A 14,220-nucleotide genomic window follows, 5' to 3' on the forward strand; every position below is an offset into this window, starting at 1 on the left:
CGGTCCCTCACCATTCGATGCCCCGCTGACCCTTCTGACCGGCGTCCATCGGGTGCTTGACCTTCGACATCTCGGTCACCAGGTCGGCGGCGTCCAGCAGCTTCTGCGGTGCGTTGCGCCCGGTGATGACCACGTGCTGCGCACCGGGACGGTTGCGCAGCACGTCGATCACCTCGTCGGTGTCGACCCATCCCCAGTGCATCGGGTACGCGAACTCGTCGAGGACGTACAGCCGGTACGTCTCGGCGGCCAGGTCCCGCTTGACCTGCTCCCAGCCCTCGCGCGCCGCCTCCTCGTTGTTCAGCTGGTCGTCGCGCTGCACCCACGACCAGCCCTCGCCCATCTTGTTCCAGACGACGGACCCGCCCTCGCCGCTCGCGCCGAGGACCTTCAGCGCGTTCTCCTCGCCGACCTTCCACTTCGCCGACTTGACGAACTGGAAGACGCCGATGGGCCACCCCTGATTCCAGGCGCGCAGCGCGAGCCCGAAGGCCGCCGTCGACTTCCCCTTGCCGATGCCGGTGTGCACCATCAGCAGCGGACGGTTGCGGCGCTGACGGGTGGTGAGCCCGTCGTCGGGCACGGTGGTCGGCTGTCCCTGTGGCATTACGCGGCCCTCCTGTTGGTTTCCTGAACGTCCTTGACGAGCCCGGCGATCGAGTCGGCCCGCAGCTCGTCGAGCGTGACGGCACTGCCCCCGAGATCGTGCGCGAGGCTTCCCGCGAGGCCGAGCCGTACCGGCCCCGACTCGCAGTCCACGACGACGGACGCGATGCCCTCCGCCTCGTGCAGCCGCGCCGCCCGGGTCGCCAGCGCCACCGGATCGGGCCCCCCGGTCGCCCGCCCGTCGGTCACCACGACCAGCAGCGGCCGACGCGACGGATCACGCAACCGCTCCACCCGCAGCACCTCATGGGCCTTCAGCAGCCCGGCCGCGACGGGGGTGCGCCCACCGGTGGGCAGCAGCTCCAGCCGCGCCGCCGCGGCGTCCACCGAGGACGTCGGCGGCAGCGCCAGCTCGGCGTCCTTGCCCCGGAAGGTGATCAGCCCGACCTTGTCCCGCCGCTGGTACGCGTCCAGCAGCAGCGAGAGGACCGCGCCCTTCACGGCGGCCATCCGCCGGCGGGCCGCCATCGACCCGGAGGCGTCCACCACGAAGAGCACGAGATTCCCCTCGCGCCCCTCCCGGGCCGCCTGCCGCAGATCGTCCCGCCGGACCACGAGCCCTCGCCCGGACCGCCCCCGCGCCCGCTGATGCGGGGCGGCGGCCTGCACGGTCGCCGCCAGATGCAGCTTGGTCAGCGCGCCCTGCGGACGCCGCGCACCGGTCGTACGCCCGTGCTCGGTGCGCGCCCGGGACCGCCGCCCCGCCGCGCCCTCGCCCAGACCGGGAACGCTCAGCATCTTCGTGCGGAACGGCTCGGCGGCGCGTACGGGTTGCTGCTCAGCGCCCCCGGAGGACTGCCCCTGCCCCTGTTCCCGCCCCTGCTCGGGCACGGACGGCGCGGGCGTGTCGCCGGCCTCGCCCTCGGGCTGCGGCGGCGTGTCGGGGCCGTCGCCCCGCGGGGGCCGGCCGCCGCCACCGGGGCCGTCCGGGTCCGGGTCCTCGTCCTCGCCGCGGTTCTGCTCCAGCGTGTCGTCGAGCTTGTCCTCGTCGAGCCCCGGCGCGTCGAACGGATTGCGCCGGCGCCGGTGGGGGAGCGCGAGCAGAGCCGCCTGCCGCACGTCCTCGGCGAGCACATCCGTACGTCCCGCCCAGGCGGCCAGTGCGGTGGCCGTCCGCGCCATCACGATGTCCGCGCGCATCCCGTCCACCTCGAAGGCCGCGCAGGTGGCCGCGATCTGCCGCAACGCCGCGTCCCCGAGCCGCACTTCGGGCAGCAGCGCACGCGCGGCGACGATCCTCGCCCGCAGCGCGTCCTCCTCGTCGGCCCAGCCGGCGGCGAAGGCCGCGGGGTCGTCGTCGTACGCGAGACGCCGCCGCACGACCTCGACCCGCTGATCCGTCTCCCGGGACGCGGCGACCTCGACGGTCAGCCCGAAGCGGTCGAGCAACTGCGGTCGCAGTTCGCCCTCCTCGGGGTTCATCGTCCCGACGAGCAGGAAGCGCGCCGCGTGCCGTACCGAGACGCCTTCGCGCTCGACGTACGAGGCACCCATGGCGGCCGCGTCCAGCAACAGGTCCACGAGGTGGTCGTGGAGCAGGTTGACCTCGTCGACGTAGAGAATCCCGCGATGCGCGTCGGCGAGCAGGCCCGGCTCGAACGCCTTCACGCCCTCCGCGAGCGCCCGCTCGATGTCGAGCGCCCCGACGAGCCGGTCCTCGGACGCGCCGACGGGCAGCTCAACCATCCGGGCGTCCCGCGACACACCGGTCCCCGCCTCATGGGGACCGTCGGGACACGCCGGGTCCGGCGACGCGGGGGCGCAGGAGAAACGGCACCCGGACACGACGTCCACCCCCGGCAGCAGCGCCGAGAGCGCGCGTACGGCGGTGCTCTTCGCGGTGCCCTTCTCTCCCCGTACGAGCACGCCACCGATGTTCGGTGCGACGGAGTTGAGCAGCAGGGCGAGTTGCAGGTCCTGCTGCCCGACGACGGCGGTGAACGGGAAATGCGTGCTCACGAGGCGATCCTTCCTGCGGGTGAATGGGCATGAACAAGGCGGCCTCGGCCGGCGCCCGGGGTCATCGGCGGCCTCCGGGGGCTCCGGGCGCTCCGGGTGCTCCGGGTGCTCCGGGTGCGATGAAGGGAAGCCCCGGCGGCGCGCCCGACTCTATGAGCCGCAGCAACGCGTCGGTGTCCGCGTGCTCTTCGACGAGATCGCCGAGGCGGTCGAGCTGCTCCTCGCGCAGCGCCGCGAACCCGGTGTCGGGAGCGGGGACGAAGCGCCGGCCGGCGGCCCGCGCGACCTCGGTCAGGAAGCGGCGGCGGAATTCGTCGCTCTCCAGCGAACCGTGCCAGTGGGTGCCCCACACGGCGCCGACCCGGCAACCGTCCAGGAACGCCTCTCCGCCGCGTACGTCCGCCACGCCGTGGTGGATCTCGTACCCCTCGACCGGCGCGCCGAGCGCCTCGCCGACGGGCCGGGCCAGGGTCTTCTCGCGGTCGAAGCGGATGCGTACGGGGAGGAGGCCGAGGCCCTCGACCAGCCCGGCCCGGGACTCGACCTCGTCCTCGATGTGCTCGCCGAGGAGCTGGAATCCGCCGCAGATGCCGAGGACCGGCCGGCCCTCGGCCGCGCGCCGCGCCAGCGCGTCGGCGAGGCCGCGCTCGCGCAGCCAGGCCAGCGCCTTCACGGTGCCGCGGGTGCCCGGCACGACGACGAGGTCGGCGTCGGACAGCTCCTCGGCGCGGTCCACGAACCTGACGACGACGCCGGGCTCGGCGGCCAGCGCGTCCACGTCGGTGAAGTTCGACATCAGGGGCACCGCGCACACCGCGACGCGCAGCACGTCCTCGCCGTGCGGCGGTGCGACGACCGACTCGCGCACGGCTCCGCGCAACGAGACCCGCAGACCGTCCTCCTCGTCGATGCCGAGGCCGTGGGCGAAGGGCAGCACGCCGTACGTCGGCCGCCCGGTGAGGTCCCGCAGCATCTCCAGACCCGGCTCCAGCAGCGACACGTCGCCGCGGAACTTGTTGACGAGATAGCCGGCGATCAGCGACTGGTCCTCCGCGGCGAGCAGCGCCGTCGTACCGAAGAACGAGGCGAAGACACCGCCGCGGTCGATGTCGCCGACGACCACCACCGGGAAGCGCGCCGCCCGTGCGATGCCCATGTTCACGATGTCCGTGCGCCGCAGATTGATCTCGGCCGGGCTGCCCGCCCCCTCGCAGATCACCGCGTCGTACGTGCCCCGGAGCTGCTCCAGGCAGTCCACGACCGTGGAGAGGAGCGCTTCCTGCCTGCCCCCGTGGTAGCCGCGCGCGCTCATCTCGCCGACCGGCTTCCCCATCAGGACGACCTGGCTGGAGCGGTCGCTGCCGGGCTTGAGCAGGACCGGGTTCATCAGCGCGGTCGGCTCGACGCGGGCGGCCTGGGCCTGCATGGCCTGGGCGCGCCCGATCTCGGCACCTTCGCGGGTGACGAACGAGTTCAGCGACATGTTCTGCGCCTTGAAGGGCGCCACCTTCACGCCCCGGCGCACGAGCCAGCGGCAGATGCCTGCCGTCACGACGCTCTTGCCCGCGTCGGAAGTGGTTCCGGCGACCAGCAGTCCGCCGCTCATGTGCTTCTCCGTCCTGCGCTGCGAGGTGCTGCCGTCCGGCGCCCCGCGATCCGTCGTGCGGCGAGGGCCGCGCCGATCCGTCCCGCCACGCACACGCCGAGGGCCAGCGCGCCCACCCGGCGCGACAGCCGGACCGCGCGCTCGATGTCCTCGGTCTCCACGGCCCGGCCCGTCTCCCCGTTGAGCACGGGGCGGTGCTCGACCCGGCCGCCGTACGCGAGGGTTCCGCCGAGGCGTACGCCGAGCGCTCCCGCGAACGAGGCCTCCACCGGGCCCGCGTTGGGGCTCGGGTGCTTGGCGGCATCGGCCCGCCAGGCGCGGACCGCTCCGCCCGGCCGCCCCCCGGCGGCCACGGCGAGCAGGGCCGTGAGCCGGGCGCCGGGCCAGCCCGCGAGGTCGTCGAGGCGGGCCGAGGCCCAGCCGTAGCGCCGGTGGCGGGGCGACTTGTGACCGACCATCGCGTCGAGGGTGTTGGCGGCCCGGAAGCCGGCCAGCCCGGGGACCCCGGCCAGCGCGCCCCACACCAGGGCGCCGACCACGGCGTCCGAGGTGTTCTCCGCCACGGACTCCACCACGGCGCGGGCGATCTGCGGCCCGTCCAGGGACTGCGGGTCGCGCCCGCACAGATGCGGCAGCCGCTCGCGGGCCAGGTCGAGGTCACCGGCCGCCAGGGCGCCGCCGATGGCCCGCGCCTCGCGCCCCAGGGACGTACCGCCGACGACGGACCAGGTGACGGCCGCGGTCAGCGCGACGGAGGCGGCGGGGCTGCGGCGTACGGCGCGGGTGATCAGCGCGGCACCACCTGCGGCGCCTCCGGCGCAGACGAGGGTGTGCAGCGCGCCCCACCCGCGGTGGTCGCGCCACAGACGGCGTTCGACGCCCGCCGCGGCCCGCCCGAAGGCGGCGACCGGGTGTCCCCTGCGGGGGTCACCGAGCAGCAGATCGCCGATCAGACCGGCCGTGGCGCCGTACGCGAAGATGCGGTCGGCTCGCACGGCTCAACCGGCCGTCGCGCCTCGGAGGACCTTCGTACAGGCGGCTCTCGTCGAGAGCGCCGGAACAGCGGACGCAGGGCGGCCAGGCATGGCGATATGTCCTCACTCAGGGTCCGCGCCCTGGTTCGACGTGACCGGCGACGAGAGTCTCCTGGCTCCCGGATCCGCGGTTCCCCCGGCCTTCCAGCCCGCTCGCGCGTGCCGTGACTTCCGGTGTGGGGGACCGCTCCCCGGTGACAGTGGCGGGACCGCGCCGGATTCGCACCGGCTTCCTCTGCTGTCGCCGTAATTGGCTCCGGCAGTCCACCACGCTCTGCGAACGCCCGTCAACCTGCCGTTGACCTGCGACGGCGCAGTGTGCTGAGACCCACATCGGGCCGGACACCTCTGGTGTCCGGCCCGATGGGAGGGCGTGCGCGGGAGTGGCTCAGGCGACGATCAGATAGATGCCGTACGCGACGGCCGCCGCGCACAGCGTGAAGCAGACGTACGCGCCGGCGCGGGCCAGCAGCAGCGAGCCGCCGGAGCCGCCCTGCGCCGCCGGTTCCGGCTGCTTGGAGAGGCCGACGATGCCCAGGGTGAAGAGGCCCACCAGCGCGACGGTGACAACGAGGGAGACGCCGAATACGGAGCCGAGGGCTGCCCAGTCGATGTTCATGCTGAATCCTTAGACGGCCGGGTCAGACGGTGGCGGGTCGCGCCGGGTCCTGGGTGGTTCCGGCCGGGGCCGGAATGGTGGTCATGAGGTTCTGGGCCGTCGCCTGGGCCGCGGTGGGCGGCGGGCTGACGGCGGCGATGGCCGTGGTGACGACACCCGCGGGCTCGATGTCGACGTCCGCCGGCGCGACATCGTCGTGGCCGACCGGCTTGCGGCGCGACACCAGCCAGATCGCACCGGAGCCCGCGACCAGCAGCACCGCGACGACCACGACGCCCCAGGTGCCCTGCTTGGTGAGGAGTTCCGCGCCCGCGCCGACCAGACCCGCGGCCGGCAGGGTCAGACCCCAGGCGACGAACATCCGGGTGGCGGTGGACCAGCGGACCACACCGCCCTGGCGGCCGAGGCCCGCGCCCATCACGGCGCCGGAGCAGGACTGGGTGGTGGAGAGGGAGAAGCCGAGGTGCGAGGAGGCCAGGATGACGGTGGCCGCGCTGGTCTGGGCGGCGAAGCCCTGCGGCGGCCTGAGGTCGGTGAGGCCGCTGCCCATGGTGCGGATGATGCGCCAGCCGCCCAGGTAGGTGCCGAGCGCGATGGCCGTACCGGCGCAGACGATGACCCAGACCGGCGGGTTGGCGCCCGGGTGCAGGACGCCGCCGGTGACCAGGGCCAGGGTGATGATGCCCATGGTCTTCTGCGCGTCGTTGGTGCCGTGGGCGAGGGAGACCAGTCCGGCCGAGGCGATCTGGCCCGCGCGGTAACCCTTGGCGGTGGCCTTCTCCTGGGCGTCGTTGCGGACCTTCCCGCCGATCCGGTACGTCAGCCTGGTGGCCAGCAGCGCGGCCAGACCGGCGACGATCGGGGCGGCGAGGGCGGGCAGCAGCACCTTGGTGACGACGGTGCCGCCGTTGACGGACGACCAGCCCGCCGACATCACGGCCGCGCCGATCAGACCGCCGAACAGGGCGTGCGAGGAGCTGGACGGCAGTCCGACCAGCCAGGTCAGCAGATTCCACAGAATGGCGCCGACGAGTGCCGCGAAGATGACTTCTGTTCGCAGCCCGTCCTCGTTGATGATCCCGCCGGAGATCGTCTTGGCGACCTCCACCGACAGGAACGCGCCGACGAGATTGAGAACGGCGGACATGGCCACCGCTGTCTTCGGTCTGAGTGCACCGGTCGAGATGGTCGTCGCCATCGCGTTCGCGGTGTCGTGGAAACCGTTCGTGAAATCGAACACTAGAGCTGTCACGATCACAATCGCGAGTAGCAGCGTGATGTGTTCCATTTACCCAGGCAATCGTTCGACGTCATTGGCATGTGGACCGTAGGCAACCTGGGTGAACGGAAGATGAACTGGGCAGGGCGTTGGGGTGTTCCAAACCGGAGTGTGAGCATTCCGCTTGTGTCCGGGCGAGGCGTGGCCCGGTTTTCCGGCGGGGCGCGGCTGTGGCCGATCGCATACCCGTTCGCCTCCGGGGCTGACAGGATCGGCGTATGAGCGAGCAGCAGCGGGACGCGATCGGACGCGCCTGGGACGGTGTCGTCACCACCGCCCGGCGGACGGCGGCCGAGGGCCTCGTCGTCGGGACCTCGGGAAACGTGTCGGCACGGGTCGGCGACACCATCCTGGTCACGCCGAGCGGAGTGCCGTACGACCGGCTGGGCCCCGAGGACGCAGTCGGCGTCGATCCGGAAGGCAACCGCGTACTCGGCGAACTGGCCCCGACCAGCGAACTGCCGCTCCACCTCGCCGTCTACCGGAACACCGACGCGGCCGCCGTCGTGCACACCCACGCGGTGCACGCCACGGCCGTCTCCACACTGGTCCCCGAGGTCCCGTCGATCCACTACGCCGCCGCCGTGCTGGGCGGCCCCGTCCGCGTCGCGGCCTACGCGCGCTACGGCACCGCGGAACTGGCCGAGAACATGCTCGCCGCCCTGCGAGGGCGTACGGGCTGTCTGCTCCAGAACCACGGAACCGTCACCTACGGAGCCACTTTGGACGAGGCGTACGACCGGACCGCCCAGCTGGAATGGCTCTGCCGGCTCTGGCTCACCGCGAGCTCCGTCCCCGGACACACTCCGAACCTGCTCTCGCCGGAGCAGCTGCGCGATGTGCAGGAGGCGCTCAAGGGGTACGGACAGCCGGGCCGACCCGGCCCGGCTGTCCGTACGCCGCGCCCTGTCCGGCCCTGATCCGCCGGACAGCCCCCGTCCGCTGGCAGGGTCCCGCACCCCCCACGACACTGGAGCAGTGCGCCCGGCAACAGTTACGGCAGCAGCCGTCACCACGATCCTCGGCGTCGGTGCGGCAGCGGTCGCGGCCGGCCGGTTCGCCAGCGACGCCGCCCTCAGGGCGCCGTCCGGACGACCGCTCCCCGCCGACCGCAGACTCACCGTGCACGCCACGGCGGCCGGGCAGGTCACCCTGACCCGCTCCTTCACCGCCCTGCGGCCCGGCATGTACGGACTGGTGAGCAAGGACGTCCATGCCGTGGTCGGCCCGGTGATCGAGCACGCCCACCACGCCCCCGACACCGTCGTCCGCAGACTGGAACGCGTCGACCGCGGCAGCCTGGAGACCGGCGCCAAGGTCCGCGTCACCCCGCAGCTGCACAGCGGCGACCCGTTCTCGGCGCTCGGCCTCCACCACCGGGAGGTCGAGATCCCCGGCGAACTCGGCACCCTGCCCGCCTGGTTCCTGCCCGGCCCCCGCGACACCTGGGTCATCACGGTGCACGGCCTCGGCACCACCAGGGAACACCCCATGAACGTCATGAGGTTCCTGCACGACCTGCGCCTGCCCGTGCTCGACCTGGCCTACCGCGGCGACGCCGGAGCCCCGCGTTCCCCCGACGGCCTCGCCCATCTCGGCGAATCCGAATGGCGCGACCTGGACGCCGCGATCCGCTTCGCCGTGCGGTACGGAGCCGAGAAGGTCGTCCTGCACGGCTGGTCCACCGGCGCCTCGATGGCGCTGCACGCGGCCGTCAACTCCGCGCTGCGCGACCGGATCTGCGGTCTCGTCCTCGACTCCCCGGTGCTGGACTGGGTCGCCACGCTGCGCGCCCTGGCCGTCGCGCGGGGCGTCCCAGCCGCCCTGCTGCCGCTCGCCGTCCGCGCCGCCGAGGGGCAGACCGGACTGCACGGCGCCCGGCTGCTGGACGGCTCCTTCGCACCGGCCCTGCACGCCCCGACCCTGATCTTCCACGGCCCCGACGACCGGCTCGCCCCCTGGCAGCCGTCCCGCGATCTCGCCGCCCGCCGCCCGGACCTGATCGCTCTGCACGCCGTGCCGCAGGCTCCGCATGCGGCGATGTGGAATGCCGACCCGGCCCACTACGAAGAGACCCTGCGCCGCTTCCTGACGCCCCTGATGTGACCTGATGAGGGGGATCGGCCGTTTGGTCCCGGGCCCCGTCCACCGGCCCCTCCACCGGGAATTCGGGTTCCGTTTGGGCTTTCGGGCCGTCAGGAGCAAGACTGCTCCCCGTGACGTCCCGTAACCCGCGCGACTCCAGGCTGCGACTTGTCCGCCCGCGACCCCTTGCCACCGCTCGCAAGGCCGTGACCACCCGGCGCACCAGGCCGGCCCCCCGCCCTCCGGAGGGCACCCCGCCCCGGTCGGAACTGGCCCGGCAGGCCAGGACGGCCCTCGCCGACGCCGTACGGATCGCCCACTGGGCAGCCGACGGCGCGATCCCCGGCGCACCACCGCTCGCCGCCCAGGCGCTCCAACGGGCCGCGACAGCTCTGGAATTGTCCCCGGCCCAGGTGCGCTCCGGCTGGGACCGGGCCAGGCTCGCCGGCCTCGTCGAACTGCACGGCGACACCGCGCGCCCCGGGTGGCGGCTGCGCGCCTGGGACCGCGACGACTCCGCCGTGCTCCGCGGCTGGGTGGCGCTCTTCGACGCCTGGTCGCTCGTCCACCCGGCGCCCGCGGACATCGAGTCCACCGCGGTCGCCGAGGCCGTCGAGGCCGTGCCGCAGGTCCTCTCCCTCCTCCAGCTCTCGGCGGGCCCGGTCACCGTGCCCGCCCTGCTGGACCTGCTCGGCCAGCGCGTCGCGGAACTCCGCGAGGAGCGTTGCGAAGTGCCCTACGGGCCCCAGTCGCTGCCGGTCCCGGCCGAGTCCGCTCCCGCCGTGCACCCGGCCGCCCTGGTGGCGCTGCTGCTGGACTGGGCACTGGAGGGGCTGGCCGCCGTCGGCGCACTCACCCTCGGCGCCGGACACGCCACCCTCACCCCGCTCGGCAACTGGGCGGTCTGGGTCAAGCTGGAACAGATCTGCGTCGCGGCCCAGAGCCCGGCCGGGAACATCGAGCAGTCCGCCGCCGACATGCTGCTCGGCTGCGCCCGGCTCACCCCCGGCCCGGCCCGCGACGAATACCGGGCCTGGCTGGCCGCCCGCCCGGTCGGCAGCGCCGTCGCCGAACTCCTCGCCGTCGCCCGCGGAGAGGACGCGCTCCTGCGGGGGCTCGCCTTCGAGGCGCTCCGGGTCGTCGGCGCCCCCGCCGAGCCCGAGGTGCGCTCCGTCGTCGCCGACCCCTCGCTGCGCCCCTACGCGCTGCTCTGGCTGGCCGAGTACGACGGAGCCGACCCCGAGGACGCCCAGGACGTCCTCAGCCGGGAGGAGGCCACCTGGCTCTGGGTCGACACCGCGGCGGCCGTCGCCGACCACGGCGAGACCGGGCTGCTGGTCCGCCATCTCGACTCGGCCGTCCAGGGCACGGTGCCGGCCCTGCTGGACGAGGTACGGGCCGTCGGCCACCCGCGCACCGTGCAGGTGCTGGTGGCCCTGGCCGCCGCGCACCCGGACCCGGCGCTGGCCAAGGCGGTGCGCCGGGCCGCGTTCCAGGTGCACACCGGCGGCGCCTGACACCCCGCGCCGGACGGGCCGCCCCGGCCCGCCCGGCCGTCAGTCCGCCGACCCCGGCGCGTACGTACCGAAGCTCCACACATTGCCCTCGGCGTCCCGCGCCATGTAGTCACGCGAGCCGTAGTCCTGATCGGTGGGCGGCATCAGGATCTCCACCCCGTGCTCCACGGCTCTGGCATGGTGCGCGTCGACCTCGTCGACCACGACGTAGACGCCGGCGGGACCCGCTCCCTGCATCGCCTTGGCGAAGACGCCCTCGCGGCCCCTGGAGCCCAGCATCACCCTGCCGTTGCCGCAGGACAGCTCGGCATGGAGCACCTGGCCGCCCTCGCCCTCGTACACCGCTTCCTCGGTGAAGCCGAGGCCCTCCGTCAGCGTCCTGATCGCGGCCTTCGCGTCGTCGTACAGAATCGTCGGATAGATCGTCGGAACGCCGGCCTGTGCGCCTGCCATGGCGCTCACCTCTTCTCGTACTCCCGTGACCCGCTTCTGTGATCTGTGTCTCAGTCTTCCATCGGCCACTGACAACGGCCCGGCGCGGCCCCGGGGTCCGGGGCTCAGCGGAAGGTGTTGCAGTCGGCCATGTCGCCGCTGCGGAAGCCGGTGGTGAACCACTGCTGTCGCTGCGCGGCCGAACCGTGCGTCCAGGACTCCGGCGTGACCCGGCCCTGGAACTTCTCCTGGATCCGGTCGTCGCCGACCGCGGCCGCCGCGTCGAGCCCGTCCCGGATGTCCCCCTGCGTCAGTGAGGTGATCAGCGGCCGCCCGGTCGACTCGTCGGGTGTGGTCGTCGCGTGATGCGCCCAGACCCCGGCGTAGCAGTCCGCCTGCAGCTCCACCCGGACCGCGTTGCTGTTCGCGCCGGTCCGGCCGTCCTGGGACCGGTCCAGCGTCCCCATCAGGTCCTGCACATGGTGTCCGTACTCATGGGCGACGACATAGGCCTCGGCGAACGGGCCGCCGCTGGAGCCGAACTTGGTCCGCAGTTCGTCGAAGAACCCCAGATCCAGGTAGACCTGCCGGTCACCCGGGCAGTAGAACGGCCCGACCGCCGAGGTCGCGGAGCCGCACGCGGTGCCGATCCGGTCGCTGAACAGGACCGTGCGCGAAGGCGTGTACGTGCCCTGACGCCGCCGGAACTCCTGCCGCCAGAAGTCCTGCACGCTGTTGACCACCGCCACGGTCCGGCAGTCGTCCCTGGTGTTCGCATCCCGCCCGGTCCGGCAGGACTGCTCCACCTGTGCCGCCGTCGACGCGGTCGCGGTCGTGTCCGGTCCGCCGGACGAGAGGCCGAGCTGATCGGGGCCGACACCGAAGAGCAGCCCCAGGATCAGCGCGATGATGCCGACGATGCCGCCGCCCACGGTGGCCCTGCCGCCCGGGATCCGGCTGCCGCGCGCATCCTGGACCTCGGACGTGTCCAGGTCGGCGTCGTCGTCGAACTGCATGGGGCACCACCCTCCGCTCCGGCCGCGGTGGTCTTGCCACCTCCGCCGAGTATTGGGTAGTTCACACCGTGATGCCCTTTTTGGTCGCACGGTGGAGTGGGGCGGCGACGCCGGGCGACGGCCGGGCACCTTCCATGCAGGTATCGGGCACGTGCCATGGGTGCATGCGGAAAAGCAGTTGCACACCGCCAGTAGAATGGCCCGTATGGCAATTCTCCTTGTGCATTAGCGGCGTCGAGACACCTCCGCCCTCGTCCCGTCAGCCGTCCAACCGCCCTGGAGTTTTACCGTGATCACCGCTTCCGGCATCGAGCTGCGTGCCGGCGCCCGCATCCTCATCGAGTCCGCCTCCTTCCGCATCGCCAAGGGCGACCGCATCGGCCTCGTCGGCCGCAACGGAGCGGGCAAGACCACGCTCACCAAGTGCCTCGCCGGCGAGGGCAACCCCGTCGGCGGCACCATCACCCGCTCCGGCGAGGTGGGCTACCTCCCGCAGGACCCCCGCACCGGCGACCTCGACGTGCTGGCCCGCGACCGCATCCTCTCCGCCCGCGGCCTCGACGAGATCCTGCGCAAGATGCGGGAGAACGAGGAGCGGATGGCGACCGGCAAGGGCGCCACCCGCGAGAAGGCGATGAAGAAGTACGAGCGCCTGGAGACGGAGTTCCTCACCAAGGGCGGATACGCCGCCGAGGCCGAGGCCGCCACCATCGCCGCCGCGCTCAGCCTGCCCGACCGGGTGCTCGGCCAGCCGCTCCACACGCTCTCCGGCGGTCAGCGCCGCCGTGTCGAGCTGGCCCGGATCCTCTTCTCGGACGCCGACATCCTGCTGCTCGACGAGCCGACCAACCACCTCGACGCCGACTCGATCGTCTGGCTGCGCGACTACCTCAAGACCTACCGCGGCGGCTTCATCGTGATCTCCCACGATGCCGAGCTCGTCGAGACGGTCGTCAACAAGGTCTTCTACCTCGACGCCAATCGCTCGCAGATCGACATCTACAACATGGGCTGGAAGCTCTACCAGCAGCAGCGCGAGGCCGACGAGAAGCGCCGCAAGCGCGAGCGGCAGAACGCCGAGAAGAAGGCCGCCGCCCTCAACTCGCAGGCCGACAAGATGCGCGCGAAGGCCACCAAGACCGTCGCCGCGCAGAACATGGCCAAGCGCGCCGAGCGGCTGCTCTCCGGTCTGGAGGCCGTCCGGGTCTCCGACAAGGTCGCCAAGCTCCGCTTCCCCGAGCCCGCTCCGTGCGGCAAGACCCCCCTGATGGCGGAGGGCCTGTCCAAATCGTACGGTTCCCTCGAAATCTTCACCGATGTGGATCTCGCCATCGACAAGGGCTCCCGGGTCGTCATCCTCGGCCTCAACGGCGCGGGCAAGACCACACTGCTGCGGCTCCTCGGCGGCGCCGAGAAGCCCGACACCGGCGACGTGATCGAGGGCCACGGCCTCAAGCTCGGCTACTACGCCCAGGAGCACGAGACCCTCGACCCGGACCGCACCGTCCTGGAGAACATGCGCTCCGCGGCGCCCGACCTCGACCTCGTCGAGGTCCGCAAGACGCTGGGCTCCTTCCTCTTCTCCGGCGATGACGTCGACAAGCCCGCCGGTGTCCTCTCCGGCGGCGAGAAGACCCGCCTCGCACTCGCGACCCTGGTCGTCTCCTCCGCCAACGTCCTGCTCCTCGACGAGCCGACGAACAACCTCGACCTCGCCAGCCGCGAGGAGATCCTCGGCGCGCTGCGCACGTACAAGGGCGCCGTCGTCCTCGTCACGCACGACGAGGGAGCGGTCGAGGCCCTCCAGCCGGAGCGCATCATCCTGCTGCCGGACGGCGTCGAGGACATGTGGGGCGCGGACTACCGGGACCTGGTCGCACTGGCCTGATCCCGTCCCGCTGTCCGTCTGATCCACTCCGTCTGGATCATTCGGCCTACCCGTGATCCATCATCTGCGTGAGTACGTCTCGTACCCCGGCGCGGCGCCCGGCAGATACCTGCCGGGCG

At 72.7% G+C, this 14,220-nt stretch carries 12 protein-coding genes and 1 riboswitch; of the genes, 4 read left to right on the forward strand and 8 right to left on the reverse strand.

Annotated elements, in window-relative coordinates:
* Positions 1-7: 7 nt before the first annotated feature.
* The 6 genes from cobO to OG520_RS30995 all read right to left on the reverse strand — a co-directional run bounded on the left by cobO (position 8) and on the right by OG520_RS30995 (position 7,172).
* Complete coding sequence (gene cobO, locus OG520_RS30970; RefSeq protein ID WP_356481425.1) at positions 8-607, reverse strand: cob(I)yrinic acid a,c-diamide adenosyltransferase; 600 nt, start codon at positions 605-607, stop codon at positions 8-10.
* Complete coding sequence (locus OG520_RS30975) at positions 607-2,625, reverse strand: putative cobaltochelatase (RefSeq protein ID WP_406015343.1); 2,019 nt, start codon at positions 2,623-2,625, stop codon at positions 607-609. The genes cobO and OG520_RS30975 overlap by 1 nt, the downstream gene beginning before the upstream one ends.
* A 61-nt stretch (positions 2,626-2,686) precedes the next feature.
* Positions 2,687-4,231, reverse strand: a complete 1,545-nt coding sequence (locus OG520_RS30980; protein ID WP_406015344.1) for a cobyric acid synthase — start codon at positions 4,229-4,231, stop codon at positions 2,687-2,689.
* Complete coding sequence (locus OG520_RS30985; protein WP_406015345.1) at positions 4,228-5,226, reverse strand: cobalamin biosynthesis protein; 999 nt, start codon at positions 5,224-5,226, stop codon at positions 4,228-4,230. Before OG520_RS30985 ends, OG520_RS30980 begins: the two co-directional genes overlap by 4 nt.
* Before the next feature lie 144 nt (positions 5,227-5,370).
* A riboswitch (cobalamin riboswitch) is annotated at positions 5,371-5,502 on the reverse strand.
* Positions 5,503-5,653: 151 nt separating this feature from the next.
* On the reverse strand, positions 5,654-5,884 hold the full coding sequence (locus OG520_RS30990) for a hypothetical protein (RefSeq protein WP_266421086.1): 231 nt from the start codon (positions 5,882-5,884) through the stop codon (positions 5,654-5,656).
* Positions 5,885-5,906: 22 nt separating this feature from the next.
* Entirely contained in the window at positions 5,907-7,172 is a 1,266-nt protein-coding gene (locus OG520_RS30995; protein WP_399325541.1) for an anion permease, read from the reverse strand.
* A gap of 209 nt (positions 7,173-7,381) precedes the next feature.
* Between OG520_RS30995 and OG520_RS31000 the strand changes: the two genes are divergently transcribed.
* The 3 genes from OG520_RS31000 to OG520_RS31010 all read left to right on the forward strand — a co-directional run bounded on the left by OG520_RS31000 (position 7,382) and on the right by OG520_RS31010 (position 10,765).
* Complete coding sequence (locus OG520_RS31000; RefSeq protein ID WP_406015346.1) at positions 7,382-8,083, forward strand: class II aldolase/adducin family protein; 702 nt, start codon at positions 7,382-7,384, stop codon at positions 8,081-8,083.
* A 58-nt stretch (positions 8,084-8,141) separates the two neighbouring features.
* Entirely contained in the window at positions 8,142-9,269 is a 1,128-nt protein-coding gene (locus OG520_RS31005) for an alpha/beta hydrolase (RefSeq protein WP_399325537.1), read from the forward strand.
* A 185-nt stretch (positions 9,270-9,454) separates the two neighbouring features.
* Positions 9,455-10,765, forward strand: coding sequence for a hypothetical protein (locus tag OG520_RS31010; RefSeq protein WP_406016609.1), 1,311 nt, complete (start codon positions 9,455-9,457; stop codon positions 10,763-10,765).
* Between the two features lie 39 nt (positions 10,766-10,804).
* Here OG520_RS31010 and OG520_RS31015 read toward each other — a convergent pair whose 3' ends face one another.
* Together OG520_RS31015 and OG520_RS31020 are read right to left on the reverse strand one after the other, a co-directional pair.
* A complete protein-coding gene (locus OG520_RS31015) occupies positions 10,805-11,218 on the reverse strand; it encodes a VOC family protein (protein ID WP_266421097.1) in 414 nt (137 codons plus the stop codon).
* Positions 11,219-11,322: 104 nt separating this feature from the next.
* Positions 11,323-12,213: a neutral zinc metallopeptidase gene (locus OG520_RS31020; RefSeq protein ID WP_406015347.1), complete on the reverse strand. Its 891-nt coding sequence runs from the start codon at positions 12,211-12,213 to the stop codon at positions 11,323-11,325.
* A 289-nt stretch (positions 12,214-12,502) separates the two neighbouring features.
* On the opposite strand from OG520_RS31020, the gene OG520_RS31025 reads away from it, so the two are divergent.
* A complete protein-coding gene (locus tag OG520_RS31025; protein WP_399325532.1) occupies positions 12,503-14,101 on the forward strand; it encodes an ABC-F family ATP-binding cassette domain-containing protein in 1,599 nt (532 codons plus the stop codon).
* The last annotated feature ends 119 nt before the right edge of the window (positions 14,102-14,220 follow it).

It is taken from the genome of Streptomyces sp. NBC_00984 (genome assembly GCF_045162475.1).
GTDB lineage: Bacteria > Actinomycetota > Actinomycetes > Streptomycetales > Streptomycetaceae > Streptomyces.

Bases quoted from the DNA above. Each gene is read 5' to 3' on its own strand.
- cobO (WP_356481425.1), bottom strand. From the start codon at position 607: ATGCCACAGGGACAGCCGACCACCGTGCCCGACGACGGGCTCACCACC.
- OG520_RS30980 (WP_406015344.1), bottom strand. From the start codon at position 4,231: ATGAGCGGCGGACTGCTGGTCGCCGGAACCACTTCCGACGCGGGCAAG.
- OG520_RS30990 (WP_266421086.1), bottom strand. From the start codon at position 5,884: ATGAACATCGACTGGGCAGCCCTCGGCTCCGTATTCGGCGTCTCCCTC.
- OG520_RS30995 (WP_399325541.1), bottom strand. From the start codon at position 7,172: ATGGAACACATCACGCTGCTACTCGCGATTGTGATCGTGACAGCTCTA.
- OG520_RS31000 (WP_406015346.1), top strand. From the start codon at position 7,382: ATGAGCGAGCAGCAGCGGGACGCGATCGGACGCGCCTGGGACGGTGTC.
- OG520_RS31015 (WP_266421097.1), bottom strand. From the start codon at position 11,218: ATGGCAGGCGCACAGGCCGGCGTTCCGACGATCTATCCGACGATTCTG.
- OG520_RS31020 (WP_406015347.1), bottom strand. From the start codon at position 12,213: ATGCAGTTCGACGACGACGCCGACCTGGACACGTCCGAGGTCCAGGAT.